Source organism: Saccharothrix coeruleofusca (genome assembly GCF_014648515.1).
Lineage (GTDB): Bacteria > Actinomycetota > Actinomycetes > Mycobacteriales > Pseudonocardiaceae > Actinosynnema > Actinosynnema coeruleofuscum.
In genome coordinates this window covers 252,561-268,029 of sequence record NZ_BMRG01000003.1, presented here as the reverse complement: position 1 = coordinate 268,029, position 15,469 = coordinate 252,561, and the positions used below count along the sequence as shown (strand labels likewise).

The following is a 15,469-nucleotide window of genomic DNA, read 5'->3' as shown; positions in this document are numbered from 1 at the left end:
AGTTCTCGCATCGCGGAACAGCAACGAATGGAGTTGGTCCCGGTGGCGGGCGAGTCCACGGGCGGTGTGCAGTCGCTGCGGCGCGCCTTCGAGCTCCTGGAGCGCCTGGCCGACGCGGGCGGCGAGGCGAGCCTGTCCGAGCTGGCCGCGATCACCGGGCTGCCGCTGCCCACCATCCACCGGCTGATCCGCACCCTGGTGGCGCTCGGGTACGTGCGGCAGAACAGCAACCGGCGCTACGCGCTGGGCGCGCGGCTGATCCGCCTCGGGGAGAGCGCGAGCGGCCAGTTCGGCGCCTGGGCCCGGCCGTTCCTGGCGCGGCTGGTGGACCTGGTCGGGGAGACCGCGAACCTGGCCGTGCTCGACGGCGACGAGGTGGTGTACGTGGCGCAGGTGCCGTCGCCGCACTCGATGCGCGTGTTCACCGAGGTGGGGCGGCGGCTGCTGCCGCACGCCACCGGCGTGGGCAAGGCGATGCTGGCCCAGCTGCCCAGGCAGGAGGCGCGGGCGCTGCTGGAGCGGACCGGGCTGCCCGCCCGCACGCCCAACACGATCACCGACCCGGAGCGGCTGCTGTCCGCGCTGGACCGGATCGCGGCGCAGGGCTACGCGCTCGACGAGAGCGAGCAGGAGCTGGGCGTGCGGTGCGTCGCGGTGCCCCTGGTGGGCGGGCCGACGCTGGCCGCGGTGTCGGTGTCCGGGCCGGAGGGGCGGCTGACCAGGGAGGCGCTGGCGCGCATCGTGCCCGCCGTCGTGGAGACCGCCGAGCGGCTCTCGCACGAGGCGGCCAGGACCTGATCCCACTCCATCGTGTGATGCGGTCGGGCCTGTCGGGACGGGCCGGGGGAAGATCGACGCCGTGGCAACGCACTACGGACGCACGCTGACCCTGTTCTGGGACGACCGGCACGTGGTGGGCAGGTGGTGCGACGGCGGGGAGCTGGAACCCGTCCGCGCCGCCGAGCCGACCGATCGCGTGCAGTGGCTGGTTGAGCTGATCGGGTCCTACCAGCGCGCCTACCCCGGCGCTCGGGTGCGGGCGACCAACCGCCCCCGCTGGCGCGAGCCCGAGCGCGGGTCGTTCCGCCTCGCCGCCCCCGAGCCCGTGCCCGCCGACGAGCCGCCCTACGTCGTGCGCGCCGCCGAGGCGCTGGCGCCACTGCACTTCCACGTGCTGCCCGGCGGGCGGGTGGCCAAGGAGTGCTGGCACCTCTGCGCCAACTGACCCGCGTCTGCAAGTACTACCCGACCCCGGTCGGGTAGTACTTGCAGACGCCTTCGGAGCCGCTAGCCGAGCAGGGCGTCCACGAACGCCTCGGGCTCGAACGGGGCCAGGTGGTCCGCGCCCTCGCCGAGCCCGACCAGCTTCACCGGCACGCCCAGCTCGCGCTGCACCTGGAACACGATGCCGCCCTTGGCGGTGCCGTCCAGCTTGGTCAGCACGATCCCGGTCACCGCCACCACCTCGGCGAACACCCGCGCCTGGGTCAGCCCGTTCTGCCCGGTGGTGGCGTCGAGCACGAGCAGCACCTCGTCCACCGCGGCCTGCTTCTCCACCACCCGCTTGACCTTGCCCAGCTCGTCCATCAGGCCGGTCTTCGTGTGCAGCCTGCCCGCGGTGTCCACCAGCACGGTGTCCACGCCCTGCTCCACGCCCCGCTTGACCGCCTCGAAGGCGACCGACGCCGGGTCCGCGCCCTCCGCGCCGCGCACGGTCGTCGCGCCGACGCGGGAGCCCCACGTCTCCAACTGGTCCGCCGCCGCCGCGCGGAAGGTGTCCGCCGCGCCCAGCAGCACGGTGCGGCCGTCGGCGACCAGCACGCGGGCCAGCTTGCCGGTCGTGGTCGTCTTGCCCACGCCGTTGACGCCCACCACCAGCACCACGGCGGGCTTGCCGGAGTGCGGCAGGGCGTTGACCGAGCGCTCCATCTCCGGGTGCAGCGCGTCGACCAGCACCTCGCGCAGCAGCGCGCGGGCCTGCTCGGGGGTGCGCACCCCGCGGGCGGCGATCTGCTCGCGCAGCGCCGTGACGACCTGGTCGGTGATGGCCGCGCCCAGGTCGGCCAGCAGCAGGGTGTCCTCGACGTCGGTCCACGAGTCCTCGTCCAGGTCACCCGCGCCGAGCAGGCCAAGCAGACCCGAGCCGAACGCCGACCGGGACCGGGAGAGCCTGCCGCGCAGCCGCTCCAGCCTGCCCTCGGTGGGCTCGATCTCCTCGATCTCCGGCGCCTGCTCGGGCAGCTCGACCTCGACGAAGCCGCGCTTGACCGAGTCGCGCGGCACGGCCGCGTCGTCGCCGACACCCGGCTGCCCGTCGACCTCGGTCCGGTCGACCACCGGGTGCTCGACCGGCTCCGGCTCCCGCACCGGCGCCGACTTCGGCTCCGGTTCCGCCTCGACCTCCGGCTCCCGCACCGGCGCGGGCTCCGGCTTCGGTTCCGGCTTGGGCTCCGGCTTCGGCTTCGGTTCCGGCTTCGGCTTCGGTTCCGGCTTGGGCTTCGGCTTCGGCGCGGCCTTGGGCTCCGGCTTGGGCTTGGGCTCCGGCTTGGGCTTCGGCGCGGTGCGCGGCTCGGGCACCTTCTCCGGAGCCCGCGCGGGCGGTGGCTCCGGCGCCGGTCTCGTGGGCGCGGACAGCGAGATGCTGCCGCCCGCCTGGTACCCCTTCGACGGCTGGTCCGGCTTCTCCTCGGTGAGGCTGATCCGCCTGCGCCGGGACAGCGCGACACCCGCCACGAGGGCGACCGCGAGCAGCACCGCGACGACGACGACGATCCAGATCAGGGTCGTGGTGGACACGCGGCAATCCTCGCACGCCACGCATTGTGATCAATCAACGAACCAGGTGGATTTACCGCAACTTTCCCACCATTCCCCTTGCGCGGGCGTTCGGTGTGCAATAGACCACAAACCGTGAGGGTGATCGGTCTCATTTCGGGCACGTCGATGGACGCCGTCGACGTGGCCGTCGCCGACCTGTCCCTGGACGGCGCCACCGTGGTGCTCGAACCGGTCGAGCACCACGAGCACCCGTTCCCCGAGGAGCTGCGCACCGCGCCCACCAGCGCCGCCGAGGTGTGCGCGCTGGACACCCGGCTCGGCAGGCTCTTCGGCGCGGTCGCCGCCCGCTACCCCGGCGACCTGGTCGCCTCGCTGGGCCAGACCGTCCACCACTGGGTGGAGGACGGCCGGTGCCTTGGCACGCTGCAGCTCGGGCAGCCCGCGTGGATAGCCGAAGCGACCGGGCTGCCCGTGGTGGCCGACCTGAGGGTGCGCGACGTCGCGGCGGGCGGCCACGGCGCCCCGCTGGCCAGCACCCTGGACGCGCTGTGGCTGGCCGGGTTCGCCGAGGAGGGGCCCGCGGTGGCGCTGAACGTCGGCGGCATCGCCAACATCACCGTGGTCGCCCCCGGCGAGCCGGTCACCGCCTACGACACCGGTCCCGGCAACGCGCTCATGGACGCGGCGATGACCGTGCTGACCAGCGGGCTGCGCACGCACGACGTGGACGGCGAGTTCGCGCTGCGCGGCCGGGTGCACGCCGAGCTGCTCGACCGGCTGCTGGCCGACCCGTACTACGCGCTGCCCGCCCCCAAGTCCACCGGCAAGGAGCACTTCAACCGCGCTTACCTCGACCGGGTGACCGAGGGTTTGGTGCTGCCCGCCGAGGACCTGCTGGCCACGCTGGTCGAGCTGACCGCGCGCACCGTCGCCGCCGGGTGCGCGGGCGCGGGCCTGGTGATCGGCTCCGGCGGCGGGATGCGCAACCCCGCGCTGGTCGCCGCGCTCCGACGACACCTGCCCGACCTGCGCGGCAGCGACGAACTCGGCCTGCCGGTGGACGGCAAGGAGGCCTACCTCGCCGCCCTGCTCGGCTTCCTGACCTGGCACGGGCTGCCCGCCAACGTGCCCACCGCCACAGGCGCCTCCGGGCCGCGCCTGCTCGGCAGCATCACCCCCGGCCACGAGCCGCCGCGCCTGCCCCGACCGGTGACCACCGCCATCACCGGCCTGCGGATCAGCCACCAGAGGCGGCCGGAGGACGGAGGAAGCCGTGCGCGCACTTGATCTCGCCATCATCGTGCTGTTCCTGGTGGGGATGCCGCTGCTGGGGGTGTGGATCGGCGGCAGGCAGCGGTCGGCCACCGACTACTTCGTCAGCGAGCGCCGCATCTCCTGGTGGGTGGTCTGCGTGTCGGTGGTGTCGGCGGAGACCTCGACGCTCACCGTGCTCAGCGTGCCGACCGTGGCCTACCTGGCCACCCCCGCCGCGGGCGGCATGACGTTCCTGTCGCTGGCGATCGGCTACCTGATCGGGCGAATCGTGGTCTCGTTCGTGCTGCTGCCCAAGTACGTCGCGGGCGACCTGATCACCGCGTACGGGTTCCTCGGCAAGCGGTTCGGCGGCGGCCTGCAGAGCACCGCGTCGGTGACGTTCCTGCTCACCCGGCTGCTCGCGGACGGCCTGCGGCTGTTCGCCACCGCCATCCCGGTCAAGGTCGTGCTTGCCGCCTACGGCCTCGACGCCTCGTACTGGGCGATCGTGCTGGTGCTGGGCATCGCGATGGTGGTCTACAGCTTCCTCGGCGGCGTGCGCGCGGTGGTGTGGGTCGACGCGATCCAGATGCTCTGGTACGTGCTGGGCGCGGTCGCGGTGATCGCGGTGCTGGCCGGGAAGCTGCCCGACGGGTGGTTCTCCGGCGCGGCGGACGCGGGCAAGTTCCAGGTCCTCGACTTCGCCGCCAACCCGCTCACCAGCCCCTACGCCATCCTCACCGCGTTCATCGGCGGCGCGGTGCTGTCCATGGCCTCGCACGGCGCGGACCAGCTGATCGTGCAGCGGCTGATGGCCACCAGGGACGTGCGCGCCAGCCAGAAGGCGCTCATCGGCAGCGGTGTCGTGGTGATCCTGCAGTTCGCCCTGTTCCTGTTCATCGGCGTGATGCTGTGGGCCTTCTACCGGGGCGTGCGGCCGGTGCAGGACCTCGGGCTGAACAACAACGACGAGCTGTTCGCGCACTTCATCGTCAACGACATGCCGTCCGGGCTGTCCGGGTTCGTCATCGCGGGCATCCTGGCCGCGGCGCTGAGCTCGTCGCTGGGCGCGCTGGCCTCCTCCACGGTCACCGACGTCTACCAGAGGCTGGTGCGCCGCCCGCTCAGCGAGGCGGAGGTGTTCAAGCAGGGCCGGATCTGGACCGTGGTGTGGGCGGGCCTGCTGATCGTGTGCGCCGGGCTGTTCGCCTCGTTCACCCGGCGTGGCAACCCGATCGTCGAGCAGGGCCTGTCCATCACCGGGTTCACCTACGGCGCGCTGCTGGGCGCGTTCCTGCTGGGCCTGCTGTTCCGCCGGGCCAGGCAGAGCGACGCGATCGCGGCGTTCCTGACCACCGTGGCGGTGATGGCGCTGCTGATCCTGGGCGTGAAGTTCGTCGGACCGGACCTGGCGCTGACCGTCGACTTCAGCGCCGCCGCGCCCGCCAAGCAGGTCTTCGCGCTGGCCTACCCCTGGTACACGCCGCTGGGCGTGCTGGTCACGCTGCTGGTGGGCGGGCTGCTGTCGTTGCGGCACAAGGGCTCCGCGCCGCCGGAGCTGGAGGAGCCGGTCACCGCGAAGGCCGTGTGACGCCGGTCGGGGCCGGTGCCTCCCGCATCGGCCCCGACCGCTCTCCTAGGCCGCGGGGCGCATCCGGTAGGCCACCAGCTCGGTGTGCAAGTGGAATCCGAGCCGGGTGAACATGCGCACCGACGAGGAATTGCCCTCCAGCACGGCGGCGGCCGCCTGCGGTCGTGCGCCGAACCGCTCGGCGAGCTTCCACACCAGTTCGGTCACCAGCGCCGCGCCCACGCCGCTGCCGCGCAGCCCCGGTTCCACGGCGACGAAGTCGACGTAGTACTCCCCCGGCTCGGCTTTGCCCGCCGCGTAGCCGAGCACGGCGTCGCCGTCCATCGCGACCACGACGGTGTGCCCCCGCGAGCCCTCCACCAGCTGCCTGCCGGACAGGTAGGTCTTGGGGAAGCAGCGCTCGTGCAGCACCGCGACGGCCTCGTGGACGGCGGCGTCGGTGGGCAGCACGCGCATCTCCCGCGCGGGTCCGGTGCGGGGGCAGTCGACGTCGTGCAGCAGCAGGCCGCGCAGCGCGTCGCCGTCGGCGAGGTAGACGCCGCTGGCCCGCCCGGCGGTGAAGCCGTGCCGCTCGGCGAACGCGGCGAGCCTGCGGTGGTGGGTGTGCCCGAACACCTCGCGGTCGGCGATGCCGTCGAGCAGCGGTGCCACGGCGGCGTAGAGGGCGTCGGCGTTCTGGTCCCAGATGCGGCTGCCCGCGGGGTGGTTGACCGGCACGTCCACGAACGGCCCGTGCAGGAAGGCGCGGCCCAGCTCGCGGTCGACCTCGACGCCGAGGAAGCCGCACAGCCGTCCCGAGTCGTCGGTGGCCACCACCGTGCGCGGCTCGAACCCGTCCAACTCCTCGCTGAGCTCGCCGAGCGTCTCGCCGAGGTAGCCGATGTGGTGCGCGGTGTCGGCCTGCAGCCGGACGAGCAGGTCCAGCACGTCCCCGAGGTCTTCCGGGGCGGCGAAACGGATGTCGTACATGCCCGAATGGTCGCCCGCGGGCGGCGGGAAGGCGAGGGAGTTTTCGTCCCGTGTGACCCTGGTGTCCCCCTCTGGGCTTGCCGCCGGGCTGAGCGTGGTAGACCCTGCTGGGGTGAGTGAGGAAACGATCCAACTGGAGCTCAACGACAGCGGGGTGGCGGTCGACCTCCCGATGCCCGCCAACCAGCGGGACCAGGTCCAGGAAGTCCCCTACCGTCCGGTGGAGTTCCGCGACGACGATCTGCCCGCCGCGTTGGAGCGGGCGGCGTCGTGGCTGCGGCAAACCCAGGAGTGGCTCGGTGAGGCGGTGGACGTCATCGCCGTCCACCTCGACTACGACGACACGAAGGGTTCGCCCTACTACGCCTTGAAGCTGCTGTGCAACGAGGAGGACCTGGCAGGCGTGCCGAAGGTCGTCCGCGAGCACGAAGGTGGCTCTCGCCAGTAGCACCCCGCGAGTACAAGGCCCCGCCCGTCCGGTACGGGCGGGGCTTCCCACGTCGTGGCCGGGACGAGCGTGTTACCGCTCAGTAACGTAGAATCCGGTCATGCCCGAACTCGTGTACCCCCCGGTGATCGCCGCCGCCAAGCTCGCGTTCCGCCTGCTCGACCTGCGCATCACCATGGAGGGCACGCAGCACGTGCCGACCTCCGGCGGCGCGGTGCTGGCCAGCAACCACGTCAGCTACCTCGACTTCATCTTCGCGGGCTACGGCGCCGACCCGTCCGGGCGGCGGGTGCGCTTCATGGCCAAGGACGCGGTGTTCAAGCACCGCGTGTCCGGTCCGCTGATGCGTGGCATGCGACACATCCCCGTCGACCGCTCGGCGGGCCAGGAGTCCTACCAGCAGGCGCTCGCGGCACTGCGCTCCGGCGAGGTCGTCGGCATCTTCCCCGAGGCGACCATCAGCCGCTCGTTCACCGTGAAGCCGGTCAAGAGCGGCGCGGTCCGCCTGGCCACCGAGGCGGGCGTGCCCCTGCTGCCGGTGGCGGTGTGGGGCACCCAGCGGCTGTGGACCAAGGGCCACCCCAAGCACCTCACCCAGCGCCACGTGCCCATCCGCATCATCGTGGGCGCCCCGATGACCCCCACCACCGACGAAGACCTGCGCACCGCGATGCAGGCCCTGCTCGACCGCGCCCAGCGCGAGTACCCGGAGTCCGGCGAGGGCCAGTGGTGGCAGCCCGCCCACCTCGGCGGCACCGCCCCCACCCCCGCCGAAGCCGCCGCCCTCGACGCCCACTGACCCCCGCGAGTCGAACGCTCAGCACCCCTGAATTCAACGCTCAGGACGCCCACGCCCGCCCCCTGCGTCACCTGATCATGGGCGTGTCGGGCGTGTCGTCCCCGCGAGTCGCGCGCCCAGACACCACGAACCGAGCGTTCAGCCGCCCCGAGCCGCACTTTCGCGCTCTTACCCGCGCTCGCGCCCTCCACCCCGCGCTTCCCGCCTCGGGTAGTAGTTACCGGCCCTCCCACGCCCCTCAGGTAGTACTTGCCGACGCGCCAGAGGGCGCAGCGGGCCCCAGCGACCCGCCATCCTTGGCGACCTGCCGCGCGGCGAGCGCCGCTTTGCTGGACAACCCAACCCGAACGACGAACTCAGGGGTCCCGAACGTTCGACTCGCGGTACCTGAGCGTTCGACTCGCGGGCTCAAGAAGGGGTGGGGGTGGTGTCGCGGCCGCGCAGGCGCTGGGAGATGACCTGGCTGATGCCGTCCCCCCGCATGGACACGCCGTACAGCGCGTCGGCGATCTCCATCGTCGGCTTCTGGTGCGTGATGATCAGCAGCTGCGACCGCTCCCGCAGCTGCTCGAACAGCCCGATCAGCCGGTGCAGGTTGGTGTCGTCCAGCGCCGCCTCGACCTCGTCCATCACGTAGAACGGCGACGGCCGGGCCCGGAAGATCGCCACCAGCATGGCCACCGCGGCCAGCGACTTCTCCCCGCCCGACAGCAGCGACAGCCGCTTGACCTTCTTCCCCGGCGGACGGGCCTCCAGCTCGATGCCGGTGGTCAGCATGTCCTCCGGCTCGGTGAGCACCAGCCGCCCCTCGCCGCCGGGGAACAGCACCTTGAACACGGTCTCGAACTCGCGCGCCACGTCGTGGTAGGCCGACGTGAAGACCTCCAGGATCTTGTCGTCGACCTCCTTGACCACGGTCAGCAGGTCGCGCCGGGTGGCCTTGATGTCCTCCAGCTGGTTGGACAGGAACTTGTAGCGCTCCTCCAGCGCGGCGAACTCCTCCAGAGCCAGCGGGTTGACCTTGCCCAGCAGCGACAGGTCGCGCTCGGCCCGCTTGGCCCGCCGCGCCTGGGTGTCGCGGTCGTACGGGATGGGCTGCGGGGCGGTCACCGCCTCGCCGCGCTCCTTGGCCGCCTCGTACTCGGCCACCTCCGCCTGGGACGGCGGGACGGGCACGTCCGGGCCGTACTCGCCGACCAGGTCGTCCAGGCCGATGCCGAAGTCCTCGGCGATCTTGGTCTCCAGCTGCTCGATGCGCAGCCGCTGCTCGGCCCGCAGCACCTCGTCGCGGTGCACGGCGTCGGTCAGCTTCTCCAGCTCGCCGGACATCTCGCGCACCAGGCTGCGCACCTGGGTCAGCAGCGTCTCGTGCCGGGTGCGCCGCTCCTGCGCCTCGTCGCGCTCGCGGGCGGCCCGCGCCAGCGAGGTCGCGATGCGCTCCAGCGCCGCTTCGCCGCCGCGCACGACGGCTCTGGCGACCACCGCGCCGCGGGCTCGCGCGGCGTGGGCGCGGGCCGCGCGCTCCCGCGCTTCGCGTTCGGCCCGAGCGGCGCGGCGCAGCCCTTCGGCCTTGCCCTGCAACGCCCTCGCGCGCTCCTCGGCGGTGCGCAGGCCGAGCCGGGCGTCCATCTCCGCCTGCCGGGCGGTGGCCAGTTCGGCGGCGGCCTCGTCGCGGTGGGAGGTGTCCGGCTCGTCGTCGAGCTGCTGCTCCTGCGCCACCAGCAGGCGCTCCTCCAGCTCGGCGAGCTTGAGCAGGTTCTCCTCGCGCGCCGCTTCGACCTTCTCCCGCTGCACGCGCGCCCGCTCGACCTCGGCCTCGGCGGAGCGCACCGCGGCGCCGAGCCGGTTGAGCCGCTCCGAGGAACGGGCGCGGCGCACCTTGGCCTCGTTGAGCTGCTCCTTGAGCGCGGCGACCTCGGCGCGGCGGGACTGCTGCTCGGCCCGCGCGCCCTCCAGCGCCGCGGCGGACTGCTCCAGCGCCCGCTCCGCCAGCGCCAGCCGCTCGCTGGCCTCGTCCACGGCGGCCTGCACCTCGATGACGCTCTGGCTGCGGCCGGACCCGCCGACCGCCCAGTCCGCGCCGAACAGGTCGCCCTCGCGGGTCACCGCCCGCACCTCGGGGTGGGCGCGCACCAGCTCCCGCGCGGCGGCCAGGTCGTCGACCACGGCCAGCCGGTCCAGCGCCCGGTGCAGCGCGGGCCGCAGCGCGTCCGGCGACCGCACCAGCTCCACCGCCCACCGAGCGCCCTCACCCAGCGCGGGCCACCCCGCCCGCTCCGGCGGCTCGCCGCCGCCGACCAGCACGCCCGCGCGGCCCGCGTCCTGCTCCTTGAGCAGCTCCAGCGCGGCCAGCGCGTCCTCGCCCGATTCGACGGCCACCGCGTCGGCCACCGGTCCCAGCGCGGCGGCCAGCGCGACCTCGTAGCCCGGTTCCACGGTCAGCAGCGCGGCCACCGACCCCAGCAGCCCCGGCAGCCGCGACGCCAGCAGCGCGCCCGCGCCGTCCTTGCGGGTCAGCCCGAGCGACAGCGCGTCCACGCGGGCCTTCCACGACGCGATGTCCCGCTCGGCCGCGCGCTCGGCCTTGACCAGCTCCTCCACCCGCCGCCGGGCCGCCTGGTCGGCCTCCACGGCGAGCCGGTGCCGCTCGTCCAGGCCCTCGTCGTCCTCGTCCTCGGTGCCGGTGACCTCGCGGGCCTCGGCCAGCTCCTGCCGCGCCACCTCCGCGCGCTCCACGGCCTCGGCCAGCGCGGCGGACAGCCGCTCGATCTCCTCGGCGGTGGCGTTCGTCTTCGACCGCAGCGCCTCGACCTGGCCGGACAGCCGGGCCAGTCCTTCGCGGCGGTCGGCGATCGCGCGCACGGCGGCGAGGTGGGCCTTCTCCGCGGCGGAGACGGTGCGCTCCAGCTCGGCTCGGGTCTCCACGGCTTCGGCCAGCGCGACGCGCGCCTCGGTCACGCCCTCCTGCAGCTCCAGCTCCAGCGCCGCGGTCTGCTCGGCCTCGGCTTCCAGCTCGTCGGGGTCGCGCCCGCCGCGCGGGGCGTCCACCGCGGCGGACAGGTGCCGCTCGCGCTCCACGGCCAGCCGCACGGTGCCGCGCAGCCGCTCCTCCAGCGCGGACAACCGGTACCAGGTGTCCTGGGCCTGCTGGAGCCGGGGCGCGTCGGCGGCGACCAGCTCTTCCAGCTCGTTCTGCTGCAGCTGCGCCTGCTGCAGCGACTTCTCCACCTCGGCGCGGCGGGCGCGGGCGGCGGCCTCGTCCTGCTCCTCGCGGGCCAGCGCCTCGCGCTGGGTGACCAGGTCGTCGGCCAGCAGGCGCATCCGGGCGTCGCGCAGCTCGGCCTGCACGACCTGGGCGCGGCGGGCGATCTCGGCCTGCTTGCCCAGCGGCTTGAGCTGGCGGCGCAGCTCGGCGGTGAGGTCGGTCAGGCGGGTCAGGTTCGCCTGCATCGCCTCCAGCTTGCGCAGCGCCTTCTCCTTGCGCTTGCGGTGCTTGAGGACGCCCGCGGCCTCCTCGACGAACGCGCGGCGCTCCTCGGGCTTGGACTCCAGGATCGCCGAGAGCTGCCCCTGGCCGACGATGACGTGCATCTCGCGGCCGATGCCGGAGTCCGACAGCAGCTCCTGGATGTCCATCAGCCTGCAGGAGTTGCCGTTGATCTCGTACTCGGTGGCGCCCTCGCGGAACATCCGGCGGGTGATGGAGACCTCGACGTAGTCGATGGGCAGCGCGCCGTCGGAGTTGTCGATGGTCAGCGTCACCTCGGCGCGGCCCAGCGGCGCGCGGCCGGAGGTGCCCGCGAAGATGACGTCCTCCATCTTGCCGCCGCGCAGGTCCTTGGCCCCCTGCGTGCCCATCACCCACCGCAGCGCGTCGAGCACGTTGGACTTGCCGGACCCGTTGGGACCGACCACGCAGGTGATGCCGGGCTCGAAGCGCAGCGTGGTAGCCGAGGCGAAGGACTTGAAGCCCTTCAGCGTCAGGCTCTTGAGGTGCACGCCGGGCAGCGTACCCGTGCCGGTGCGCGACCCACCCCAGGCGCGCTGACCAGGGCGATCGCGGTTTCGCCGATCATGGTTTCACCGAGACCAGGACCTTCATGTCGACCACCACGTCGAGCCGCTCGATGTCGGGGTAGGCGAACGAGGTGGAGCCGGGGATGCGCGCGTCCTCGGGGTGGTCGGTGCCCCACCAGCCGCCGATCTCGGTGCGGCCCGCCCGGTCGTGCACGACCAGCTTGCACCGGGCGCCCTTGGGCATCCCGCGCGTGGACACCCGCAGCTCGGTGCCCCACGACCTGCCCACCAGCTCCGCGCTGGCCGCCACGCCGCTGGCCGCGTCGGTGGCGGTCCAGGTGGCCGCGGTGCCCGCGGCGGGCGCGGGGTCGCCGGAGCGCTCCAGCAGCCGGGGCGCCACCAGCACGGCCGCCAGCAGCACGACCACCAGCGCGCCCGCGCCCACCAGCAGCGGCCAGCGCCTGCGCGGGGCGGCTGGCGGCGGGGGCGGTGCGGGCTCGACGACCTGCCTCGGCGGCAGCGGCAGCAGGTCGGGCGAGGGCTGCGGGTCCTCGAAGGGCAGTTCCAGGTCGGTCAGCCGGACCTGGCTGAGCAGTCCGGGCAGCGGGGCCAGCCGCAGCATCTCGCGGCGGCACGGGGCGCAGGCGCGCAGGTGCCGCTCGAAGTGGGAGCGCTCGGCGGGGTCCAGGGAGCCCAGCAGGTAGGCGCCGAGTTCGAGGGCGTGCGAGCAGCTCACGGTTCGGTCACCCCCCGCTCCTCCAGCGCGTCCCGCAGCGCCCGCAGCGCGTAGAAGCAGCGCGACTTGACCGTGCCCGCCGGGATGCCGAGCACGGCGGCGGCCTCGGCGACCGTGCGGCGTCGGTAGTACAGCTCCACGACGACGTTGCGGTGGTCGGCGCTGAGGGCCCGCAGCGCCTCGGCCACCTGCCAGCTCTGCAGGACGTGCTCCACCTCGTCGGCGACCGGCGGCAGGTCGGCGGGCTGGATCGGCACCTCGGAGTTGCGCCCGCCGCGCCGCCGGAACCCGGAGATGACCAGGTTGCGCGCGACCGTGTAGAGCCACGGCCCGGCTTGGGCCGGGGTCAGCTCGTCGGCGTGCTTCCAGGCCCGCAGCAGCGTCTCCTGGACCACGTCCTCGGCTTGCTGGTGGTCTCCCCCGACCAAGCGCAGGACGTAGCCGTGCAGCGGGCCGCGCCAGCGGCCGTAGAGCTGCCTGACGACATCTTCGCCACGGTCCACGGGGTTAACTACGCCACGCGGGGCCCGCGCGTTCAACGCTCCGCGAAACCGGTGAGGCCGCCGCGGGCCCGCGACCAGCGCTCGACCACGGAATCCACCCGTCCGGGGGTAGCGCCCGAGCGCAGTGCCGCGACCAGCGCCCGGCACGCCTCCTCCGGGCCTTCGGCGTTGACCTCCACCCGACCGTCCCGCAGGTTGGACGCGGAGCCGACCAGTCCCAGCTCCAGCGCCCTGGCTCGGGTCCACCACCGGAAGCCGACGCCCTGGACGTGCCCGCGCACCCAGGCCGTGACGCGCACGCTCTGCTCCGGTTCAGTCACTCTGCCATCCCGAGATTTCACTCATTAGTGGTACGGTGCGCGACCGTGACTGCACGGCGCGGTAAGCGATCGGTCGCCGGTGTGCTCGTCGGGCTGCTGCTCGGGGCCGCTGGAGCCACCGGGGTGGCCTTCGCGAGCCCGGTCACGCTCGCCCGGCTCACCCCGGACACCACAGCACAGGACGGCGGCTCGTTCAACATCGGCCTGGGCGGCATCGGCGGCATCGGCGAGCCCGCCACGGAGGGCGGTGGCACCCCCACGGGCGGCGGCGACCGGCCCCCCGCCTCGTCCGCCACCACGACGACCACGACCACCACCACGACGACCTCCTCCACGACGACGACCACGACCACCACTGCGGAGACGACGAGCGCGGCACCGTCCTCCTCGCAGGCCGCGCCGCAGGCGCAGGCGACCACCACCACGCCGAGCAGGGCGGTGGACGCGAGCCAGGCGCAGTGGGTCGTGCAGCTGGTCAACGAGGCGCGCGAGGCGGCGGGCTGCAGGCCGTTGAAGGTGGACGACCGGATCACCGCCGCGGCCAAGGCGCATAGCACGGACATGGCGACGCGGGGCTACTTCTCGCACACGACCCCCGAAGGCGTGGACTTCGCCACGAGGATGCGGGCGGCGGGCTACTCCCGCCCCGGTGGTGAGAACATCGCCAAGGGCCAGCGCAACGCCGAGGACGTCATGAAGTCGTGGATGAACTCCGACGGGCACCGGCGCAACATCCTGGACTGCTCGTTCGTGGCCATCGGGGTGGGCCTGGACACCCGCGGCTGGTACTGGACCCAGAACTTCGGCCGTTAGACCGTCAGAGGAGAGCGCGTGACCGACGGGCAGTACCAGACCCCGGAACCCGACCGCCCCCGCCCTCGGGTGTCCCCGCACGTGCTGCTGGCGGCCTCGGGCGTGGTCGTGGCGACGATCTTCGCCTCGGTCGCGGCGATCGCCGGGGGCACCACCGAGGAAGCCGCCCCCTCCCGGCCCACGCCGCGCGAGGACGTGGTGTCCCGCAACAGCCTGGTGACCGGCCCGTCCGGCACCTCGGTGGTGTCGGTGACCACCACGGCGGCGGAGTCGTCGTCCTCCGGGGCGAGCACGTCGACCACCACCACGACCACGAGCACCTCACGCCGGGTGCGGGTGACCACGGTGACGCGGGCGGACGGCACCACCACGACGACCACCGTCGAGGACACCACGCAGCCGGCCGTGCAGCCGTCGAACTCCGTGGCCCCGACCACCACCACGAAGACGACGACCACTCCCCCGACCACTACGACCACCACGACCACCACCACGACAGCCCCGACCACCACGTCCTCGACCGAGCCGTCGTCCGGGGCGTGAACGAGGAGCCGGTCGCCAGGTGACGGTGATCCACACGAAGGTGTGGATAGTTCCGCGATAAATCCGGTGACCGGCGCTCGCCGCCGATAACTCGAACACCCGACCCGGCCCTCCAGGGAGATGGTGTGTTCGAGGAAGATCAGCCCGAGTCGCCGACGAGGAAGCTGTCCTCCGCGGTGCTGCTCACCGCGGGCGGCGCCGTCGTGGCCACCGCGGGCGTCGTGCTGACGGCGCTGCTGGTCACCAAGCCGTGGGCGAAGCCACCCCAGCCGGAGGGCGAGGTGGTGGTGGTCCCGCAGACCAGCACGCGGCTCGTCGTCGGTCCGGGCGGGCGGACGTCCACCGTGGTCGTGACGGTGTCGGGGTCGGTGACCGTCGGCCGCTCCGCCGCGCCCCCGGTCCGCAGGCCCGCGGAGCAGCCCCAGCCCGCCGAGAAGACGGCGCGGGGCACGCAGGCCGCGGCGACGACGACCACGACGGCCCAGCCCGCGCTGACACCGCCCGCGTCGCAGCCGCCGAGCAACCCGCCGACCTCCTGGGAGCCGGTCACCTCGTCGTCCTCGTCGACCACCACCACGACGACGACCACCACCGCGGTCACCACGACGGCGGCGCCCGAAGAGGGGTGACGAGCGCCACTGTCACGTTCCCCCGTCCCCCCTCGCTCTTCATGTCACCGAGGCGAGGAGGACGGGGAC

15 protein-coding genes are annotated in these 15,469 nt (G+C 73.4%); 9 read left to right on the top strand and 6 right to left on the bottom strand.

Features of this window, described 5'->3' with window-relative positions; all coding sequences use genetic code 11:
* The first annotated feature begins 27 nt into the window (after window positions 1-27).
* Window positions 28-798: an IclR family transcriptional regulator gene (locus IEZ00_RS09725; protein ID WP_189222853.1), complete on the top strand. Its 771-nt coding sequence runs from the start codon at window positions 28-30 to the stop codon at window positions 796-798.
* A gap of 61 nt (window positions 799-859) precedes the next feature.
* Window positions 860-1,225, top strand: a complete 366-nt coding sequence (locus IEZ00_RS09720; RefSeq protein ID WP_189222852.1) for a hypothetical protein — start codon at window positions 860-862, stop codon at window positions 1,223-1,225.
* A gap of 62 nt (window positions 1,226-1,287) precedes the next feature.
* On the opposite strand, the gene ftsY is transcribed toward IEZ00_RS09720, so the two are convergent.
* Window positions 1,288-2,796, bottom strand: coding sequence for a signal recognition particle-docking protein FtsY (gene ftsY, locus IEZ00_RS09715; protein ID WP_189222851.1), 1,509 nt, complete (start codon window positions 2,794-2,796; stop codon window positions 1,288-1,290).
* Window positions 2,797-2,916: 120 nt separating this feature from the next.
* Here ftsY and IEZ00_RS09710 point away from each other — a divergent pair, with 120 nt between their 5' ends.
* Together IEZ00_RS09710 and IEZ00_RS09705 are read left to right on the top strand one after the other, a co-directional pair.
* On the top strand, window positions 2,917-4,065 hold the full coding sequence (locus tag IEZ00_RS09710; RefSeq protein ID WP_444544474.1) for an anhydro-N-acetylmuramic acid kinase: 1,149 nt from the start codon (window positions 2,917-2,919) through the stop codon (window positions 4,063-4,065).
* Window positions 4,052-5,623, top strand: coding sequence for a sodium:solute symporter (locus IEZ00_RS09705; protein ID WP_189222849.1), 1,572 nt, complete (start codon window positions 4,052-4,054; stop codon window positions 5,621-5,623). The genes IEZ00_RS09710 and IEZ00_RS09705 overlap by 14 nt, the downstream gene beginning before the upstream one ends.
* A 45-nt stretch (window positions 5,624-5,668) precedes the next feature.
* Here the strand turns inward: IEZ00_RS09705 and IEZ00_RS09700 are convergent, their stop codons facing one another.
* The gene (locus tag IEZ00_RS09700; RefSeq protein ID WP_189222848.1) at window positions 5,669-6,592 is read right to left on the bottom strand and encodes a GNAT family N-acetyltransferase; all 924 of its coding nucleotides are present in this window, start codon (window positions 6,590-6,592) and stop codon (window positions 5,669-5,671) included.
* 112 nt (window positions 6,593-6,704) lie between these two features.
* Here IEZ00_RS09700 and IEZ00_RS09695 point away from each other — a divergent pair, with 112 nt between their 5' ends.
* Both IEZ00_RS09695 and IEZ00_RS09690 read left to right on the top strand, forming a co-directional pair.
* On the top strand, window positions 6,705-7,040 hold the full coding sequence (locus IEZ00_RS09695) for a hypothetical protein (protein WP_189222847.1): 336 nt from the start codon (window positions 6,705-6,707) through the stop codon (window positions 7,038-7,040).
* 100 nt (window positions 7,041-7,140) lie between these two features.
* A complete protein-coding gene (locus IEZ00_RS09690; protein ID WP_189222846.1) occupies window positions 7,141-7,839 on the top strand; it encodes a lysophospholipid acyltransferase family protein in 699 nt (232 codons plus the stop codon).
* Between the two features lie 408 nt (window positions 7,840-8,247).
* On the opposite strand, the gene smc is transcribed toward IEZ00_RS09690, so the two are convergent.
* From smc to IEZ00_RS09670, 4 genes are all read right to left on the bottom strand, one after another.
* The gene (gene smc / locus IEZ00_RS09685; protein WP_189222845.1) at window positions 8,248-11,838 is read right to left on the bottom strand and encodes a chromosome segregation protein SMC; all 3,591 of its coding nucleotides are present in this window, start codon (window positions 11,836-11,838) and stop codon (window positions 8,248-8,250) included.
* 73 nt (window positions 11,839-11,911) lie between these two features.
* A complete protein-coding gene (locus tag IEZ00_RS09680) occupies window positions 11,912-12,592 on the bottom strand; it encodes an anti-sigma factor family protein (protein WP_189222844.1) in 681 nt (226 codons plus the stop codon).
* Window positions 12,589-13,095, bottom strand: a complete 507-nt coding sequence (locus tag IEZ00_RS09675) for a sigma-70 family RNA polymerase sigma factor (RefSeq protein ID WP_189222843.1) — start codon at window positions 13,093-13,095, stop codon at window positions 12,589-12,591. The genes IEZ00_RS09680 and IEZ00_RS09675 overlap by 4 nt, the downstream gene beginning before the upstream one ends.
* A gap of 32 nt (window positions 13,096-13,127) precedes the next feature.
* Window positions 13,128-13,415, bottom strand: coding sequence for an acylphosphatase (locus IEZ00_RS09670; RefSeq protein WP_189222842.1), 288 nt, complete (start codon window positions 13,413-13,415; stop codon window positions 13,128-13,130).
* 45 nt (window positions 13,416-13,460) lie between these two features.
* Here IEZ00_RS09670 and IEZ00_RS09665 point away from each other — a divergent pair, with 45 nt between their 5' ends.
* From IEZ00_RS09665 to IEZ00_RS09655, 3 genes are all read left to right on the top strand, one after another.
* Window positions 13,461-14,228 carry a CAP domain-containing protein gene (locus tag IEZ00_RS09665; RefSeq protein WP_189222841.1) on the top strand — a complete coding sequence of 256 codons (768 nt, stop codon included), beginning with the start codon at window positions 13,461-13,463 and terminating at the stop codon, window positions 14,226-14,228.
* Between the two features lie 18 nt (window positions 14,229-14,246).
* Complete coding sequence (locus tag IEZ00_RS09660) at window positions 14,247-14,771, top strand: hypothetical protein (RefSeq protein ID WP_189222840.1); 525 nt, start codon at window positions 14,247-14,249, stop codon at window positions 14,769-14,771.
* A 125-nt stretch (window positions 14,772-14,896) separates the two neighbouring features.
* Window positions 14,897-15,400: a hypothetical protein gene (locus IEZ00_RS09655; RefSeq protein ID WP_189222839.1), complete on the top strand. Its 504-nt coding sequence runs from the start codon at window positions 14,897-14,899 to the stop codon at window positions 15,398-15,400.
* Window positions 15,401-15,469: the final 69 nt, after the last annotated feature.

Bases quoted from the DNA above. Each gene is read 5' to 3' on its own strand.
- IEZ00_RS09725 (WP_189222853.1), top strand. From the start codon at position 28: ATGGAGTTGGTCCCGGTGGCGGGCGAGTCCACGGGCGGTGTGCAGTCG.
- IEZ00_RS09700 (WP_189222848.1), bottom strand. From the start codon at position 6,592: ATGTACGACATCCGTTTCGCCGCCCCGGAAGACCTCGGGGACGTGCTG.
- IEZ00_RS09690 (WP_189222846.1), top strand. From the start codon at position 7,141: ATGCCCGAACTCGTGTACCCCCCGGTGATCGCCGCCGCCAAGCTCGCG.